This is a genomic window from Pseudomonas sp. SR18 (assembly GCF_023701505.1).
GTDB classification, from domain to species: Bacteria; Pseudomonadota; Gammaproteobacteria; order Pseudomonadales; family Pseudomonadaceae; genus Aquipseudomonas; species Aquipseudomonas cyclaminis.
Window position 1 is genome coordinate 200,277 of record NZ_JAMQAU010000004.1, and the last position, 16,527, is coordinate 216,803.

Sequence of the window (16,527 nt, forward strand, 5' to 3'; positions counted from 1 at the left end):
ATCCAAATGTGGGAGGGGGCTTGCCCCCGATGGCGGTGTATCAGTTGAAATACCTTTCACTGACCTACTGCTATCGGGGGCAAGCCCCCTCCCACATTTGGATCTCCGTAACGCTTACTTGCGCGGCTTGATCCGGGCCGTCGGCTCGGCGATCAACGGATCATCCGGCCAATAGTGTTTCGGATAACGCCCCTTCAAATCCTTCTTCACCTCGGCGTAGGTACTGCGCCAGAAATTCGCCAGGTCCTGCGTCACCTGCACCGGCCGCCGTGCCGGGGACAACAGGTGCAGCTTGACCACCTGGCGCCCACCCGCGATGCGTGGCGTATCCGCCAGCCCGAACAGCTCCTGCAAACGCACCGCCAGGATCGGCGGCTGTTCGCTGTAGTCCAGGCGCACCGACGAGCCAGACGGCACTTTTATATGCTGCGGCGCCAGTTCGTCGAGGCGCTGGGGCAGCGGCCAGGGCAGCAGGTTGTGCAGGTAGCTGGAGATATCCAGGCTGGCAAAATGGCTCAGGCGTGAGACTTTGCCCAGGTAGGGCATCAGCCAGTGCTCCAAACCGGCGAGCAAGGCCTTGTCGCTGATGTCGGGCCATTCGCTGGTTTTGCCGGTGTCCAACTGGCGCAGTAGCATCACGCGGGCCTGCCATTGGCGCAGCTCGGGCGTCCAGGGCAACAGTTCCAGGCCTTTGCGCCGCACCAGATTGACCAGCGCCTGGCTGCGTGCAGATTCGTCGAGGCCGGTCAGCGGTTCGCGGCTGAGCACCAGTTCACCGACTTTGCGCTGGCGTTCGGCGCGCAACACGCCTTCGCGCTCGTCCCAGTCCAACTGGTCAACATTGCGCACTTGCTCGGCGAGTACCGACTCGAACAGCGCTGGATCAAAATCCGCTGCCAGGTAGATGCGTTCTTCGCGCTGGCCCTGGCGGCTGCCCAGGTCGGCGATGACCAGCCAGGGTTGTTTCATCAGGCTGTCGGCTTCGGCGAACAGCGCAGCGCGGCCGTTGGCCAGGCGGTATTCGGCGCCGCCGGGGCGGCGTTGCTGGGCGACGCGGTCCGGGTAGGCAAGGGCCAGCAAGGCGCCGAGCCAACGTGGATGCTCGGGATCGGCCACCGGTTGCGTCGCCTTGCCTCGCAAATACCCGCGATATTGCCGCGCCAATTGCCTGGCCCGTTGTACGCCGCCTTGGGTGCCCCGCGCCCGTTCTTCGCCGGAGAGCAACGCCAGACGACTGTGCACATCCGCGCCGCCGCCGCGCAAGATATCGCGCTCACCCAGCAAGGCGGCAACATCACACGCGGTGGCCGCCAGCCCCAGATCCTGCCCGCGCAGCAGCAAATGGGCGATGCGCGGGTGAGCCGGCAATTCGGCCATTTTCTGGCCATGGGCGGTGAGTGTGTCTTCGTTTAATGCGCCGAGGCGTTGCAACAGATCCTGGGCCTGGGCATAGGCGGCGGTCGGCGGCACGTCCAGCCACACCAACTGCGTGGGCGTGACACCCCAGCGCGCCAGTTGCAAGGCCAGGCCGGCGAGGTCAGCCGCGAGGATTTCCGCACTGCCATACGCGGCCAGGCCTTCATGCTGGTCCTCGGACCACAACCGATAACACACGCCCGGTTCCAGGCGCCCTGCCCGGCCGGCGCGCTGGGTGGCGCTGGCGCGGGAAATGCGCTGGGTGTCGAGGCGGGTCATGCCGCTGCCGGGGTCGAAACGCGGCACCCGCGCCAACCCGGCGTCGATCACCACGCGCACGCCGTTGATGGTGAGGCTGGTCTCGGCGATGTTGGTGGCCAGTACGATTTTGCGTTTACCTGCAGGTGCCGGGTCGATGGCGGCGCGCTGGGCGTTCAAGTCCAACTCGCCATGCAGCGGGCACAACAGCACATCCGGGCGATCACCCAGCGCGTCGGCCAGTTGCTGGTGGACCCGGCGAATCTCGGCCTGCCCCGGCAGAAACACCAGCACGCTGCCGGTCTCGTCATGCACCGCTTCGAGGACGGTCTGCACCACCCGCGGCTCGATAAATTCGCCAGCCTGGTACGGCCGGCCCCAGCGCATCTGCACCGGGAACATGCGCCCCTCACTGCGCAGGATCGGCGCGTCATCCAGCAGGCTGGCCAGGCGCTCACCTTCCAGGGTCGCGGACATCAGCAGGATTTTCAGCGGCTGTTCGTCGCGAAACAGCTCGCGGCCGTTGAGGCTCAGGGCCAGCGCCAGGTCGGCGTCGAGGCTGCGTTCGTGGAACTCGTCAAAGATCAGCAGGCCCACGCCGTCCAGCGCCGGGTCGTCCTGCAGGCGACGGGTGAGGATGCCCTCGGTAACCACTTCGATGCGAGTGTTGGGGCCGACTTTACTGTCGAGGCGGATGCGGTAGCCGACGGTTTCGCCGACCTTTTCACCCAGCTCACTGGCCAGGCGTTCGGCAGCGGCGCGTGCGGCCAGGCGGCGTGGTTCGAGCATCAAGATGGTCTGCCCGGCCAGCCAGGGCTCGTTTAATAAGGCCAAGGGCACACGGGTGGTTTTACCGGCACCGGGCGGCGCTTCCAGCACGGCTTCATGGCGATTCGCCAAGGCGTCACGCAGGGCGGGTAAAACATCATCGATTGGCAACGAATTCATACTGGCTCCAAAGCAGAGCGGCGAGTATAACGGCGAACTGCCGGATGCCGACGCTGGTCTCAATGGCAGTGCTATATAGTCCCGTATCAACTGTGTTCAGGAGAGTCTTCATGCGTATCGCTTCCCGTGTCATCGGCGGTGTCCTCGCCGTCACACTGCTGAGCCAACTGACGGCCTGCGGTTCGATTTTCTACCCGGACCGCCGTGGCCAGATCGATGGCAAGATCGACCCGGCCATCGCTGCGCTCGACGCCATCGGCCTGCTGTTCTACGTGATCCCTGGCCTGATCGCGTTTGGCGTCGATTTCGCCACCGGCGCCATTTACTTCGAACCGGGCAAGACCGCCCAGGTGTCCCCGGAAAAACTCCACGAAGCCATTGGCGCCGACGGCAAGGTCGACAATGCCAAGCTGCAAAGCATCATCCAGAAAGAAACCGGCCGTACCTTGCCGCTGGACGATCCGCGCATGATCCAGTTCAAGGGCAGCGTGCAGCAACTCGCCAGCCTGGGCCTGCAACCCGCCGCATAAGGACTGCCCATGACCAGCAGCCCCGAACACGCCAGGCTTCTGCGCCTGGCCACCCGCGCCTCCGTTGGCGTGGCCTGTGTGCTGATTGTTACCAAGGCGATTGCCTGGTGGTTCAGCGGCTCGGTGAGCATGCTCGCCGGGCTGACGGACTCGTTGCTCGATGGCGTGACGTCACTGTTGAACCTGCTGGCGGTGCATTACGCCTTGCGCCCGGCCGATGACGATCACCGTTACGGCCATGGCAAGGCGGAGTCGCTGGCGGGTATGGCTCAGGCGCTGTTTATCGGCGGCAGTGCGGTGTTGATCGCGCTGCAGGCCTATACGCGCTTGCAGCATCCCGAGCCCGTGGGGGCGCCATGGTTGAGCATCGGGGTGATCGTATTTTCGCTGGCGCTGACGGTGGCGCTGCTGATGCTGCAACACCGGGTGATTCGCGAAACCGGCTCCAATGCCGTGCGCGCCGATTCGCTGCATTACCGCTCCGACCTGATGCTCAACGGCAGCATCCTGGTGGCGCTGGTGCTGGCGGGCTTCGGTTTCCATCAGGTCGATGCCTGGTTCGGGCTGGGGATTGCCGCCTACATCTTGTGGAGCGCGATCCAGATCGCCCGCGAAAGCTTTGCGGTGCTGATGGATGAAGAACTGCCGCCGGACGTGAGCCAGCACATGCTCGAACTCGCCCGTGGGGTGCCCGGGGTACTGGGGGCCCATGACCTGCGCACGCGGGTGTCGGGCAACCACTGGTTTGTGCAGTTGCACCTGGAGCTGCCGGGGGAGTTGACCCTGTCAGTGGCCCACGGCATCAGCGATCAGGCCGCCGATGCCATTCACCACGTCTACCCGCGCGCCGAAGTGCTGGTGCACGCCGACCCGCAGGAAGTGGTCACGGGCGCCAAGGCCTAATACTGGACCTGGTAACCGCGACTGCTCAAGCAGTTGCCCTGGGCCTGACGGTAGGCTTGCACCACCGCCGGGTCAGGGGCGTAGGTGACGGCCTGCGGGTCGAAGCCGCTTTGCTGCACCGCCCAGCGGTAACAGTCATAACCGTCCTGCTGCACTTGCGCCGGTGACTGGCCGTTGGCGGGATAGGCGACCACGTCATAGCCATTGCCCTGCGGCGCCGGTTGCGGCGAAGGCACTTGCGCCGGGGGTTGGACCACCACGTATTGCTGGGTGCTTTGCTCGTAGGCGTAGTAGGCGCCAGCGGCAAGGAATAGCAGTGAACCCCCCACCCACACTTCCCGCGCATAATCCGGCAGGTAATGCACCCGGATGCCATACGGCGGCGTCACTACGACGTAGCGCGGCCCCTGTGGGCGATACCAGTAGCCGCCGGAGAAAAAGTAGTCCTGCCCGCGATACGGCACGCGGTAGTTGCGGTCAGGAAAACGATCAATGATATAGCCGGGACGATGCTGCGGGCCTGGGCCCCAGCCATTGCCATGGCCGTCGGGGCGACCTGGCCAGCGATTATCGTTGGGACGTCCGTTGTCGCCCGGACGGGAACCTGGGCCGCCGGCCTCCCAATGTCGGTTGTCGTCGTTGCGCCGGGGAATATCGCGGTAGTAACCCTGGCGCGGTTCCTGGGTCTGGCGCACGGTATCGGGCCGGCCCTGGATCGGCAGGTTGTTTGCCGGTTGGGGTTGCGGTGCCGGCCGAGGCTGCTCATTGTTTTGCGGACGACTTTGCCATTGCCCGCCGCCGTTAGGGCCGCCACGTTCAAAATGCTGATTCTGCGGACGTGGCTGATTGTTCTCGGGTCGTGGCGGATTGTTTTCTGGCCGCCCGCCTTCAGGACCCCGCTCATGCTGCCCTCCACCGCCTTGCGGCCGCAGCCCTTGATTCGGTGAGTTATCGCGCTCATCGGCCACGACTTGCGTGCCGACACTGACCACCAGCAAACCAACACCTGCCATACGCCAGATGCGCTTCATGCTATTCCTCACTGCGGATTAGGGCCTGTCCATGAGACTGGAAAAGAGGGGCCCGGTTCTGGCACAGGTTATCAGCAGGCAAAAGAAAAGGGGTGACCCGTCGGCCACCCCTTGAGAACTTCGTCCTGGCTCAACGCTTTTGGCGTTGGCTCACCTCACGCCGTCTTGTAGACAGTGTGCAGCCTGGAGGCCGGCTCAACCCTGCTGGGGTGGCGGCCGCAGCAGGCCTGATTGGGCTCGCTGCTGTGGACTGTTGTCCAGGCGGTGATTCTGTTGATAAAGATACAGGCCCGCGCCCGCCAGATGATTGCGAAGATTGCGTCAATAAACAGTGCTTGCGCAATTTTTAACCCTTCATGGATAATTCACCGCAATAGTTACGACAAAGGCCAACCCAATGAGCAAGCTTGACCGATACGACCTGAGTATTTTGGCGGAATTGCAGCGTGACGCGAGGATCTCCAACCAGGAGTTGGCCGAGCGCATCGGCTTGTCGCCTTCGCCGTGCTCGCGCCGGGTCAAGCAGTTGGAGGACGATGGGTACATCTCGCGCCAGGTCGCCCTGCTCGACCGCAAGATGCTCGGCCTGAGCCTCACGGCCTACGTGCTGATCGGCATGGACCGTCACACGCCCGAGCGTTTCGAGAACTTCGAAGCGGCCATCCGCACCTTGCCGCAAGTGCTCGAATGCAGCCTTGTGACGGGGATGGATGCGGACTACCAGTTGAAAGTGGTGGTGCCGGATATGGATCACTATCAGAAATTGCTGCTGGGGCACCTGACCCGGATCGAAGGCGTGACCAGTGTGCGGTCGAGTTTTGTGCTCAACCAGGTATTGAACAGCACCGAGCTGCCATTGACCCACCTGCGCACCTGAGATCAGTGAAGGTCAAATGTGGGAGGGAGCAATCCCCCTCCCACATTTGGATTGCGCTTGGACTCAGGTCAATGTTGCGCCTGTAGCGCTGCCTTATACTTGCCGCCCGCCCCACGGAAGAGCCCCATGAACAACATCGACCCCGCCCTCTTCGAAGAATGGATGATGACCGGCCTCGTCACCATCCTGATCATTTTCATGGGCTTTATCGTCTGGGACCTGGCGAAGAAATCCAAAGCCGGGCGCTTTGGCTCGTTCATCCTGTTTTTCGTGCTGGGCCTGGGCGTGGCCGCGTTCATCATCAAGAGCGTGGTGATCGGCCTGATCGAGTCCGGCGCCTTATAAGCGCGCCGGCACTTCCTTCCACTGGCCTTGGTCGAGGCCTTCGATAGACCAGTCGCCAATGCGCACGCGCACCAGGCGCAAGGTCGGCAAGCCTACCGCTGCGGTCATACGCCGTACCTGGCGGTTACGCCCCTCACGAATCACCAGCTCCAGCCAGTGGGTCGGCACGCTTTTGCGAAACCGCACCGGCGGGTTGCGCGGCCATAACTCCGGTTCTTCCAGTTGTCGCGCTTCGGCGGGCAAGGTCTTGCCGTCGTTAAGCTCGACACCGTCGCGCAGTTGCTGCAGTTGTTCTTGCGTCGGCTCGCCTTCCACCTGAACCCAGTAGGTTTTCGCCAACTTGTGCTTGGGATCGGCAATACGCGCCTGCAACTGACCATCGTTGGTCAGCAGCAACAGGCCTTCGCTGTCGCGGTCCAGTCGGCCCGCCGGGTAGATGCCGGGGATGTCGATAAAATCCTTGAGGGTCGCCCGTCCGCCTTCGTCGCTGAACTGGGTCAGCACGTCGAATGGCTTATTGAACAGGATTAACTTCGGCTCGGCCGGTGGCGCCTTGGCGACACGACGAGCGGCGGAATGCGGAGGTTTCACACCAGGGCGGCGCGAATCGGGGCGAGTAGGACGGGACATGGCAAAAGGAACATCTAACGGTCAGGACCGACAATGCTAGTGGCCTGACCGCTAAATGACCATCCCAACCGCTTAGCGGAACGGCGGTTCGTCGAAGCTGCGCAGTTTGCGCGAGTGCAGCGAGTTGAGTTCGGTGCGCAACAGGTCCACCGCCTCGATGCCGATCTTCAAGTGCTGGCTGACCGCACGTTCATAGAACGCGTTGGCCGAACCGGGCAGTTTGATCTCGCTGTGCAGCGGTTTATCCGAGACACACAGCAAGGTGCCGTACGGCACTCGCAAACGGTAGCCTTGGGCAGCGATGGTGCCGCTTTCCATGTCCACCGCCACGGCGCGGGACAGGTTGATCAGCGGCCGTTCCTGAGCCCAGCGCAGTTCCCAGTTACGGTCGTCGTAGGTCAGCACGGTGCCGGTGCGCAGGCGTTTTTTAAGCTCTTCGCCTTTTTCGCCGGTGACATTGGCAGCGGCTTGCTGCAAGGCCATCTGCACTTCGGCCAGGGCCGGAATCGGGATGTTCGGCGGCACCACGCGGTCCAGAATCCCGTCGCGGCGCATGTAGGCGTGGGCCAGTACGTAGTCGCCGATGGTCTGGGATTGGCGCAGGCCGCCGCAGTGGCCGATCATCAGCCAGCAATGCGGACGCAGCACAGCAAGGTGGTCGGTGATGTTCTTGGCGTTGGATGGGCCCACGCCGATATTCACCAATGTCACGCCGTGGCCATCAGTGGCCTGCAGGTGGTATGCCGGCATCTGGTAACGGTGCCAAACCACGCCCGCAGCGATGGCTGACGCTTCGCCATGGTCCATGCTCTTATCGATCACCACGTTGCCCGGCAGCACCATGCGGATAAAGCGTGGGTCGCTGCGCAATTGCTCCAGGCCATGCAGGATGAACTGGTCGACGTAACGGTGATAGTTGGTCAGCAGGATCCACGGCTGCACATGTCGCCAGTCGCTGCCGGTGTAATGCACCAGACGGCGCAGAGAGAAGTCCACACGGGCCGCATCGAACAGTGCCAGGGGCAGCGGGTCGGTGTTTTCCCAGTCGTAGAGGCCATCGGCAATGCCATCGGTGGCGGCCGACAAGTCGGTGCTCGGGAACACCCGGGCCAGGGTCGCAGCGGTCACGCCGGAACCGGCCAACTCGTCGCCCTGCTCCACCACGTACGGGTAAGGAATATTCTGCTGGCTGACGCCCACTTCCACCGTCACGGTGAAGTCGTGCATCAACGGCACCAGTTGCTCCAGCAGGTATTTACGGAATGCCGACGGATGGGTGACGGTGACGCTGTAGGTCCCCGGCAACTGAACCTTGGCATATGCCCGGGTGGTCTGTGGGACTTCGCCGTGGCAGTGGTAGGTCAGGCGCAGTTCCGGATAGCGAAACAGAGCGCGTTGTGCGGCGTCGGGTTCGACGCGGTCCTTGAGGTATTGCTTGAGGGCCTGGTTGAGCGCGCCGGTAGCACGCTCATGCAGAGCCGCCAGCCGGTCCACGGCTTCTTCGGCGGTTTGAACGACAACAAAAGCTTCGGTCACGGTAAGCATCCTGTGTTCTGACGTGCAGGCCTTTATCTTGCCTGTATCCCGGCTTCACTGAAACAGGTGGTTTGGAATGCATTTTAAAATGCGGGAGGGGGCTTGCCCTCCCTTGGCCCGTGTTTACTTGGGGGGATGGGGTGTGGCTCGCTGGACAATCGCCGCCACATCAATGCCGCGTGGCAAGGAGCCATACACCCGACCCGACGACTCACCCAACCGGCTGGCGATAAAGCCATCACTGACCGCCGCATTCCCCGCCTCCAGCAACAGCTTGGCCTGCAAGGCGACAGCAATATCCTCGGTCAGCTGGCGTGCGCGGTACTGGATGTCCTGGGTGTCCATGAACGCCGACTTCAGGCGCTCGATGTGCCGCGCCAGTTGCTTGTCACCCTGGCCATCGCCCAGCTCGACAAACAGCGCTTCCAATACACCCGGCTCCTTGGACAATGCGCGCAGCACATCCAGGCACTGCACATTGCCGGAACCTTCCCACGTCGAGTTCACCGGCGCCTCACGGTAGAGGCGCGGGAGGATGCTGTCCTCGACATACCCGGCACCGCCCATGCATTCGGCCGCTTCGTTGATCATCGCCGGCGCGCGCTTGCAGATCCAATACTTGCCCACCGCCGTCACCAGCCGGGCGAATTTGGCTTGCTGCTCATCGCCCAGGTGATCCAGGGCGCGGCCCATGCGCAGGCTCAAGGCCAAGGCGGCCTCGCTTTCCAAGGCCAGGTCGGCCAGCACGTTTTGCATCAGCGGTTGCTCACTGAGAACGCGGCCACCCACCAAGCGGTGGGCGCAATGATGGCTGGCCTGGGTCAGCGCCTGGCGCATCAAGGCGCTGGAGCCGACCATGCAATCGAAGCGGGTCATGGCAACCATCTCGATGATGGTCGGCACGCCGCGGCCTTCTTCGCCGATCATCCAGGCCAGGGCACCACGGAACTCTACTTCGCTGGAGGCGTTGGAGCAGTTGCCGAGCTTGTTTTTCAGGCGTTGGATATAGAACTCGTTGCGCGTGTCATCTGGACGGTGCCGAGGTAGAAGGAAACAGGTGAGGCCCTTGTCAGTCTGGGCCAGGGTCAAGAACCCATCGCACATCGGCGCCGAGCAGAACCACTTATGCCCCACCAGTTCGTAAGCCTGCCCCGGGCCGCCTGCGCCCACGGCATAGGCACGGGTCGTGTTGGCCCGCACATCGGTGCCGCCCTGTTTTTCGGTCATGGCCATGCCGATGGTGGCGCCGGCCTTGTGGGCAATGCCGACATTGCGCGGGTCGTATTCGGTGCTGAGGATTTTCGGCAACCAGGTCTTCGCCAGGTCGGGTTGCAGGCGCAGGGCCGGGACGCAGGCGAAGGTCATGGTCAGCGGGCAGCCGGTGCCGGCTTCGGCCTGGCTGTGAAGGTACGTCAACGCGGCCCGCGCCACATGGGCGCCGGATTGCGGATGAGCCCACGGCAACGACGGCAGGCCATGTTCGACGGCCGTGCGCATCAGCTCGTGGTAGGCCGGGTGAAACTCCACCAAGTCGATGCGATGACCATAACGGTCATGACTGTTGAACACCGGTTTATTCTGGTTCGCCAGGAACCCGGCCGCCATCAACGGCCCACCGGCCAGCGCGCCGTAGGCATCGATGCGCGCCTCTGCCCAGCCTGCGCCATAGCGGCGCGACCACTCTTGCAAAGGCAAGTCGATGCGGTACAGGTTAGTGCCATCCAGGGATGGGGGCTGGTTGGTGACGTCGTGGGTTTCAGCGAATGGGTGCAGATTCATGACGGGCCTCCTGGAAACAGCCCCGTTGGGTTGAGGCCTGAATTTCAGTTAAGCACCGTCATCCGCCTTAAAAAAGTGGCATACCCGCCGAATACCCGGCGCGTTCACCCTCTTGCGGACACAGCACCCGGCGTGTCAACACCGCCTGCAAGGCCTCGAAACGCACGGGCTTGGCGAGGCGGTCGGATACGCCGATGCCATGACAGTGCTCGCGTTCAGACACATTCAGTGACGTGCTCAAGGCAATCACCGGCAACTCACCGCAGCCCGGCAGAGCACGGATCTGACAGCACAATGAGAAGCCGCCTTCAGGTAGATCCAACACGACTGCGTCGAAATTGCCGCCCTGCAAGGCCGCTAGAGCGCTGGGGCCGCTGTCCACGTTTTTTACCCGGTAACCCAGTTTGAGCAACATGCCGCGCACTGCCAGTTGGCCGACGCTGTTGTCATCCACCAGCAGCACCGCGCAGTCTTGGGGCGCACGCTGCCGGTCCACTGCTGGTTTTGCTTCTGGCGCCACCGGGCTGACTTCCACCTCCAATTGGAAGCGGCTGCCCTTGCGCAACTCGGAATGATGGGTAAGGCGCCCGCCCAGCAGCTCGATCAATTGCCGACAGATCGCCAGGCCGATACCCAGGCCGCCGTATTCGCGAGTCATGGAACCATCCAGCTGGAAAAACCGCTGGTACAGGGTGGCCTCGTCCAGGAAGGCGAAGCCAATACCGGTGTCAGTCACAATAAAGCTCAGGCGCAAGCCACCGTCACTGTGGGGCACGCCCACCACCCGCAGGCGTACGGCGCCTTCGTGGGTGAATTTGAATGCGTTGTCCAGCAGGCAATCCAGGCACTGGATCAGTTTGTCGGCGTCGCCCACCACCCGGTCCGGCAGTTCATCGGCCACGTCGATGGAAAACGCCAGGCCCTTGCTTTGGGCGCTGACACTGAACTGCTGGCGCAAGGTGTCGAGCACCCCGCGCAGGCTGAACACCTGCGACTGGGCACTCAGGCGCCCAGCCTGAAGTTCGGTGAGGGTGAGAATGCCATTGACCATGCGCATCATGTCTCGCGCCGAGCCGGCAGCGGTTTGCTGGTATTGCGCCAGGTCGTCGTCCAGCGGCACGGTTTGCATCAGCTCAAGGGAGCCGATCACGCCGTTCATGGGGGTACGCAGTTCGTGGGTCAGTGTGGCGAGGAACTCATCCTTGAGCCGGTTGCTGCGGGCAAGCTGCTGGTTGAGCACTTCGAGCTTCTGGCTGGCGTCGAGGAGAATCTGTGCCTGTTGCTCACGCATGGAATTGATGCGGTCTGCCAACGCCAGGGACAACAGCGCCACTTCAATCGCCGAACCGATCTGGCTGGCGTACATCGTAAGGAACACATTGGGCAGGTAGCCCAGCACCATCAGCGTATTCACCACCCCGCCCAGCAGGAAGGCCGACCAGGCGATGATGAAATAGCGCGCCACCCGCTGGCCGCAATACCAGGCCTTGATGGCGGCGACAAAGATGGTCACGGTAAACACCAACGCCAAGCCGGTAGCCAGGCGCAGCGCCAGGGCGTAGCTGGTCATCAGCGACAGCAACATGACCACCGCGCCGCAGCCCACCAGCGCCAGCAGAAAACGGTTGATCCAGCGACTGTGCAGTGCGGTGTGCAGGAAACTGCGCGCAAACAGGCTGCCAAACAACGCCGCCGCGCCAATAAGGAACGGCGTCGCGGCATTCGCCCACCACGGGTTGTTCGGCCAGAAATACTCCACCGCCGCGCCGTTGACCGACAGTTGGTACATGCCGAACGAAGCGATATAGAAGATGTAATAGAGGTAGCTGGTATCGCGCACACTGAGGTAGATAAACAGGTTGTAGACCAGCATCCCCAGCAACACGCCGTAGATCAGGCCCAATACATACAGGCGCAGCGGCTGCTGCTCCAGGTAGGCGGTGCTGGACCAGAGTGTCAGCGGGGCCTGGATCGAACCTTCGCTTTGCAGACGCAGGTAGACGGTTTTCGCCTCTCCAGGATTGAAGTCGACCTTGAACAGGTAGTTGTTCTGGCGAATCTCACGGGCGGAAAACGGCAGCGCATCCCCGGTGCGCCCGGCCAGACGGTAGTTGCCGGTGCTGTCGGGCAGGTACAGGTCGAGGTGGTCCAGCGGCGGGTAGGCCAGCTCCAACAGCCAGGTGCGCTGGGCCTCGGGGCCGTAGGGCAGGTAATGCAGGTTGACCTTGAGCCAGAACACCGAACGTGAATAGCCGGCATTGAGGGTGTCTTTATCGTGGGGTTTGAACTGCCGGGCGGCGGAAGGCGCGCTGACGTCGGCAATGGTGAGCGAATCGGTGGGGTCTTCGAGCACTTGCATAGCTCGGCCCAGCGCCAGGCTGCGGGTGTCCTGGTTGAACTCAATGGCGCTGGCGAGCATCGGCAGCCCGCACAACAATAAAATCAGCAAATAGCGCATAGAGCCCCAGCGTGGCGTGTCCGGTAAGGTCAAAAGCTCCCCATTCCTTTTGAGAAGACGTACACCGGCGGTACAGTTAAGTTGTTTGGATCCACTTTAGCATAGCCGCTAAAGGCCATTGGACACCATTGAAATAATTTTCCTGAAGGCTCTAGAACAAGCGTTTCAGCGCACTTTTGCGCAGAGAAAAGCGCCAAAAAAGCGTCGCACTTTGGACAAAATTCAACCATCGCCCGACGGCCACGCCAAAAGCGTTTGGTGGTAAGCTCGCGCACCATGAATATCTACAGCTCTCGCCCTGTTGTCCTCTGTCTCTCCGGCCATGATCCCAGTGGTGGCGCCGGCTTGCAGGCAGATATCGAAGCCCTGCTCGCCCAGGGGTGCCATGCGGCTCCGGCCGTCACCGCCCTGACCGTGCAGAACACCGTCAATGTCAGCGACTTCCGCGTGCTCGACCGCGAGTGGGTGCTGGCACAGGCCAATGCCGTGCTTGGCGATTCCGAAGTGGCGGCGGTCAAACTGGGTATGCTCGGCTCCACCGCGATGGTCGACACTGTGGTCGAACTGCTGCAGGCGCACCCGCACCTGCCAGTGGTGTGCGACCCGGTGCTGCGTGCCGGCGGCGGCGGCAGCCTGGGCAAGGACGAAGTCGGCTACGCCATGCGCGAGCGGCTGTTGCCGTTGTCGCTGATTGCCACGCCCAACCTGCCCGAAGCGCGCATCCTTGCGGAGTTGCCCGAAGGCACGGCGGACGAGTGCGCCGAAAAGCTGCTGCCGTTTATCAAGCACCTGTTGATCACAGGCGGCCATGGCGACGAGCATGAAGTGCACAATCGCCTCTACAGCCGCGACGGCACCCAGCAGACCTTTACCTGCCAGCGCCTGCCCGGCAGTTATCACGGTTCGGGTTGCACCTTGGCCAGCGCCCTGGCCGGGCGGATCGCCCAGGGCGAAGGGCTGGTGAGCGCGGTGCAATCGGCGCTCAACTACACGTGGCGTACCCTGCGTGACGCCGAACAGCTCGGCCAGGGTCAGTTTGTACCGCGCCGTTTGCCGCTGGATTTCTGTTCGTAACTTTCTGCTCTTAGAAGCAAGAGGCCTGCCCGATGAAACTACGTGGCCTTTACGCCATCACCGACAGCCAACTGCTGGCCGGCAAATTCCTCGCCTATGTAGAAGCGGCATTGGACGGTGGCGTGACCCTGTTGCAGTACCGCGACAAAAGCAGCGACGAAGCCCGTCGCCTGCGCGAAGCCGAAAAGCTGCGGGAGCTGTGCTCGCGCTACAAGACCCAACTGATCATCAACGATGACGCCGAATTGGCCGCGCGCCTGGGCGTCGGCGTGCATCTGGGCCAGACCGACGGCCCACTGACGCCAGCCCGTGCGCTGCTCGGTTCCAGAGCCATCATCGGCGCCACCTGTCACAGCCAGATCGAACTGGCCGAACAGGCCGCGAAGGAAGGCGCCAGTTACGTCGCCTTCGGTCGCTTCTTCAATTCCACTACCAAGCCCGGCGCACCTGCCGCCACCGTCGAAATGCTGGCCGAGGCCCGCAAGCGCCTGCACCTGCCGATCTGCGTGATCGGCGGTGTCACCCTGGAGAACGCCGAGCCCCTGGTGGCCCATGGTGCCGATCTGCTGGCCGTGGTCCACGGTTTGTTCGGCGCCGACAGCACCCAGGAAGTTACGCGCCGCGCCCGCGCCTTCAACGCTTTAATCACATCCTGAATTCAGAGAGCCCTCACCATGTCTCGTTCCGAAACCCTGTTTGCCAATGCCCAGAAACACATCCCCGGCGGTGTGAACTCCCCCGTGCGTGCGTTCAAGAGCGTGGGCGGCACGCCGTTGTTCTTCAAGCATGCCGAAGGCGCCTACGTCACCGACGAAGACGACAAGCGTTATGTGGATTACGTGGGCTCCTGGGGCCCGATGATCCTGGGCCACAGCCACCCGGACGTGCTGGATGCCGTGCGTAAACAGCTGGAGCACGGGTTGTCCTACGGCGCCCCAACCGCCATGGAAACCGAGATGGCGGACCTGGTGTGCTCAATCGTGCCGTCGATGGAGATGGTGCGCATGGTCAGCTCCGGCACCGAAGCCACCATGAGCGCGATTCGCCTAGCCCGAGGTTTCACCGGCCGCGACAGCATCATCAAGTTCGAAGGCTGCTACCACGGCCACTCCGACAGCCTGCTGGTCAAAGCCGGCTCCGGCCTGCTGACCCAGGGCGTGCCAAGCTCGGCCGGTGTGCCGGCGGCATTTGCCAGGCACACCCTGACGCTGCCGTTCAACGACATCGCTGCCGTCGAGCAGATGCTCAGCGAAGTCGGCCAAGACGTGGCGTGCATCATCGTCGAGCCCGTGGCCGGCAACATGAACTGCGTACCGCCGGCGCCGGGCTTCCTCGAAGGCCTGCGCGAGCAGTGTGACAAGCATGGCGTGGTGCTGATTTTCGACGAAGTGATGACTGGCTTTCGCGTCGCCCTCGGCGGTGCCCAGGCGCACTACGGCGTGACGCCGGACCTGAGCACCTTCGGCAAAATCATCGGCGGCGGCATGCCAGTGGGCTGTTTTGGCGGCAAGCGCGAAATCATGCAACACATCGCACCACTGGGCCCGGTGTACCAGGCTGGCACGTTGTCCGGTAACCCGTTGGCCATGGCCGCTGGCCTGACTACCCTGCGGTTGATCAGTCGTCCCGGCTTCCACGCCGAGTTGACCGACTACACCACGCGTCTGCTGGATGGCCTGCAACAGCGCGCCGACGCGGCCGGCATCCCATTTGTCACCACGCAGGCGGGCGGCATGTTCGGCCTGTATTTCAGCGGTGCCGACGATATCGTCACCTTTGATGACGTGATGGGCAGCGACGCCGATCTGTTCAAGCGCTTCTTCCACCTGATGCTGGAAGGCGGGGTCTACCTTGCCCCGAGTGCCTTTGAAGCGGGTTTCACGTCGATTGCCCATGGCGAAACCGAGTTGCAACTGACCCTGGACGCCGCCGAGCGCGCATTCGCTGCCCTGAAATAAACGGTCGCAAAAATCTGGCGTCGCCATAGGTGGCGTCAGATTTGCTACTTTTCTGACAGAGCTTTCCTTATTTTTTCGAGAATTTACCTGCAATCCGGCAGATAACTTGCCCAAGCAGCAGAAAAACGAGTAAAGACTTTGTAAGCAGAGGCCTGCTTATTTCATAATGCGCGCTTATTGGATCCCGTGAGGGTCCGCGCGCCCCGTCAGAGGTAAGTCGATTCCCATGAAACGCACCGGCCGCACCCTGGTACTGGGCTGCCTGTTGCTCCTTCAGCCGCTGCTGGCACATGCCCAGGCAGGCGGCAACTCGTTGTTAATTCCAGCGATGGGTCGTTGCACCCTCAATACCCAGCCAGACAGCCAGGCCGAATCCCTGAGCGCGTGCCAGAAACAGGCCGACGACGGGGATGCGCAGGCGCAATACGAGTTGGGCGAGTACTTCCACGACAGTAAAAACCCGGCACGCGACCTCAACAAAGCCTTGAGCTACTTCGAGAAAGCTTCGTTGCAGGGCCACGCCCAGGCACAATTTCAGCTCGGCACCATGTTCTTCAAAGGCGAAGGCGTGCCGGCCAATAACGTTCAGGCGTATATCGTGCTGAAAATGGCCGCGGTCAACGGCGCCGAAGACGCGCTGGACACCGCCGACGAAGTCGCCGAGCACATGCAGCGCGATGAACTGGAAGTGGCCACCCAGGTGCTGGGCCAGATTTTCCGCAACTATCTTCAGGAATTGCAGAGTGCCGATGGGCGCTCGCCCTTCTCCCCCCTGCCCTGACAG

The 16,527-nt window shown here is 62.6% G+C and carries 14 protein-coding genes; 8 read left to right on the forward strand and 6 right to left on the reverse strand.

What is annotated here, in order from left to right; all coding sequences use genetic code 11:
- Positions 1-114 precede the first annotated feature (114 nt).
- Positions 115-2,622, reverse strand: coding sequence for an ATP-dependent helicase HrpB (gene hrpB, locus NDJ82_RS08500; protein WP_250925308.1), 2,508 nt, complete (start codon positions 2,620-2,622; stop codon positions 115-117).
- A gap of 110 nt (positions 2,623-2,732) precedes the next feature.
- Between hrpB and pmcY the strand changes: the two genes are divergently transcribed.
- Together pmcY and NDJ82_RS08510 are read left to right on the forward strand one after the other, a co-directional pair.
- A complete protein-coding gene (gene pmcY, locus NDJ82_RS08505) occupies positions 2,733-3,152 on the forward strand; it encodes a periplasmic Zn2+ metallochaperone PmcY (protein ID WP_112196831.1) in 420 nt (139 codons plus the stop codon).
- A gap of 9 nt (positions 3,153-3,161) precedes the next feature.
- Positions 3,162-4,055: a cation diffusion facilitator family transporter gene (locus NDJ82_RS08510; protein WP_158878718.1), complete on the forward strand. Its 894-nt coding sequence runs from the start codon at positions 3,162-3,164 to the stop codon at positions 4,053-4,055.
- On the opposite strand, the gene NDJ82_RS08515 is transcribed toward NDJ82_RS08510, so the two are convergent.
- Complete coding sequence (locus NDJ82_RS08515; RefSeq protein ID WP_250925309.1) at positions 4,052-5,086, reverse strand: DUF6515 family protein; 1,035 nt, start codon at positions 5,084-5,086, stop codon at positions 4,052-4,054. The genes NDJ82_RS08510 and NDJ82_RS08515 overlap by 4 nt on opposite strands.
- A 397-nt stretch (positions 5,087-5,483) precedes the next feature.
- Here NDJ82_RS08515 and NDJ82_RS08520 point away from each other — a divergent pair, with 397 nt between their 5' ends.
- Both NDJ82_RS08520 and NDJ82_RS08525 read left to right on the forward strand, forming a co-directional pair.
- Positions 5,484-5,963, forward strand: a complete 480-nt coding sequence (locus NDJ82_RS08520; RefSeq protein ID WP_003176264.1) for an Lrp/AsnC family transcriptional regulator — start codon at positions 5,484-5,486, stop codon at positions 5,961-5,963.
- Between the two features lie 135 nt (positions 5,964-6,098).
- A complete protein-coding gene (locus NDJ82_RS08525; protein WP_025999909.1) occupies positions 6,099-6,308 on the forward strand; it encodes a DUF2788 domain-containing protein in 210 nt (69 codons plus the stop codon).
- Here the strand turns inward: NDJ82_RS08525 and NDJ82_RS08530 are convergent.
- From NDJ82_RS08530 to NDJ82_RS08545, 4 genes are all read right to left on the reverse strand, one after another.
- Positions 6,303-6,938: a pseudouridine synthase gene (locus tag NDJ82_RS08530; RefSeq protein ID WP_099584693.1), complete on the reverse strand. Its 636-nt coding sequence runs from the start codon at positions 6,936-6,938 to the stop codon at positions 6,303-6,305. The genes NDJ82_RS08525 and NDJ82_RS08530 overlap by 6 nt on opposite strands.
- A 72-nt stretch (positions 6,939-7,010) precedes the next feature.
- Positions 7,011-8,483 (reverse strand): AMP nucleosidase, encoded by a 1,473-nt coding sequence (gene amn, locus NDJ82_RS08535; RefSeq protein WP_003176267.1) that lies wholly within the window; start codon positions 8,481-8,483, stop codon positions 7,011-7,013.
- 114 nt (positions 8,484-8,597) lie between these two features.
- The gene (locus tag NDJ82_RS08540; RefSeq protein ID WP_250925310.1) at positions 8,598-10,253 is read right to left on the reverse strand and encodes an acyl-CoA dehydrogenase family protein; all 1,656 of its coding nucleotides are present in this window, start codon (positions 10,251-10,253) and stop codon (positions 8,598-8,600) included.
- Positions 10,254-10,320: 67 nt separating this feature from the next.
- A complete protein-coding gene (locus NDJ82_RS08545; protein ID WP_191947617.1) occupies positions 10,321-12,711 on the reverse strand; it encodes a hybrid sensor histidine kinase/response regulator in 2,391 nt (796 codons plus the stop codon).
- 276 nt (positions 12,712-12,987) lie between these two features.
- On the opposite strand from NDJ82_RS08545, the gene NDJ82_RS08550 reads away from it, so the two are divergent.
- The 4 genes from NDJ82_RS08550 (at position 12,988) to NDJ82_RS08565 (ending at position 16,524) form a co-directional block, all read left to right on the forward strand.
- Positions 12,988-13,785: a hydroxymethylpyrimidine/phosphomethylpyrimidine kinase gene (locus tag NDJ82_RS08550; RefSeq protein ID WP_099584689.1), complete on the forward strand. Its 798-nt coding sequence runs from the start codon at positions 12,988-12,990 to the stop codon at positions 13,783-13,785.
- A 32-nt stretch (positions 13,786-13,817) separates the two neighbouring features.
- Entirely contained in the window at positions 13,818-14,441 is a 624-nt protein-coding gene (gene thiE / locus NDJ82_RS08555; protein ID WP_099584688.1) for a thiamine phosphate synthase, read from the forward strand.
- Between the two features lie 18 nt (positions 14,442-14,459).
- Positions 14,460-15,743 carry a glutamate-1-semialdehyde 2,1-aminomutase gene (hemL, locus tag NDJ82_RS08560; protein WP_250925311.1) on the forward strand — a complete coding sequence of 428 codons (1,284 nt, stop codon included), beginning with the start codon at positions 14,460-14,462 and terminating at the stop codon, positions 15,741-15,743.
- A gap of 226 nt (positions 15,744-15,969) precedes the next feature.
- Positions 15,970-16,524, forward strand: a complete 555-nt coding sequence (locus NDJ82_RS08565) for a tetratricopeptide repeat protein (RefSeq protein ID WP_099584686.1) — start codon at positions 15,970-15,972, stop codon at positions 16,522-16,524.
- The last annotated feature ends 3 nt before the right edge of the window (positions 16,525-16,527 follow it).

What these genes read in the sequence shown, in the direction of transcription:
- thiE (WP_099584688.1), top strand. Translation starts at nt 13,818, where the DNA reads ATGAAACTACGTGGCCTTTACGCCATCACCGACAGCCAACTGCTGGCC.
- amn (WP_003176267.1), bottom strand. Translation starts at nt 8,483, where the DNA reads ATGCTTACCGTGACCGAAGCTTTTGTTGTCGTTCAAACCGCCGAAGAA.
- NDJ82_RS08520 (WP_003176264.1), top strand. Translation starts at nt 5,484, where the DNA reads ATGAGCAAGCTTGACCGATACGACCTGAGTATTTTGGCGGAATTGCAG.
- NDJ82_RS08550 (WP_099584689.1), top strand. Translation starts at nt 12,988, where the DNA reads ATGAATATCTACAGCTCTCGCCCTGTTGTCCTCTGTCTCTCCGGCCAT.
- NDJ82_RS08515 (WP_250925309.1), bottom strand. Translation starts at nt 5,086, where the DNA reads ATGAAGCGCATCTGGCGTATGGCAGGTGTTGGTTTGCTGGTGGTCAGT.
- NDJ82_RS08540 (WP_250925310.1), bottom strand. Translation starts at nt 10,253, where the DNA reads ATGAATCTGCACCCATTCGCTGAAACCCACGACGTCACCAACCAGCCC.
- NDJ82_RS08545 (WP_191947617.1), bottom strand. Translation starts at nt 12,711, where the DNA reads ATGCGCTATTTGCTGATTTTATTGTTGTGCGGGCTGCCGATGCTCGCC.
- NDJ82_RS08565 (WP_099584686.1), top strand. Translation starts at nt 15,970, where the DNA reads ATGAAACGCACCGGCCGCACCCTGGTACTGGGCTGCCTGTTGCTCCTT.
- hemL (WP_250925311.1), top strand. Translation starts at nt 14,460, where the DNA reads ATGTCTCGTTCCGAAACCCTGTTTGCCAATGCCCAGAAACACATCCCC.
- pmcY (WP_112196831.1), top strand. Translation starts at nt 2,733, where the DNA reads ATGCGTATCGCTTCCCGTGTCATCGGCGGTGTCCTCGCCGTCACACTG.
- hrpB (WP_250925308.1), bottom strand. Translation starts at nt 2,622, where the DNA reads ATGAATTCGTTGCCAATCGATGATGTTTTACCCGCCCTGCGTGACGCC.
- NDJ82_RS08530 (WP_099584693.1), bottom strand. Translation starts at nt 6,938, where the DNA reads ATGTCCCGTCCTACTCGCCCCGATTCGCGCCGCCCTGGTGTGAAACCT.
- NDJ82_RS08510 (WP_158878718.1), top strand. Translation starts at nt 3,162, where the DNA reads ATGACCAGCAGCCCCGAACACGCCAGGCTTCTGCGCCTGGCCACCCGC.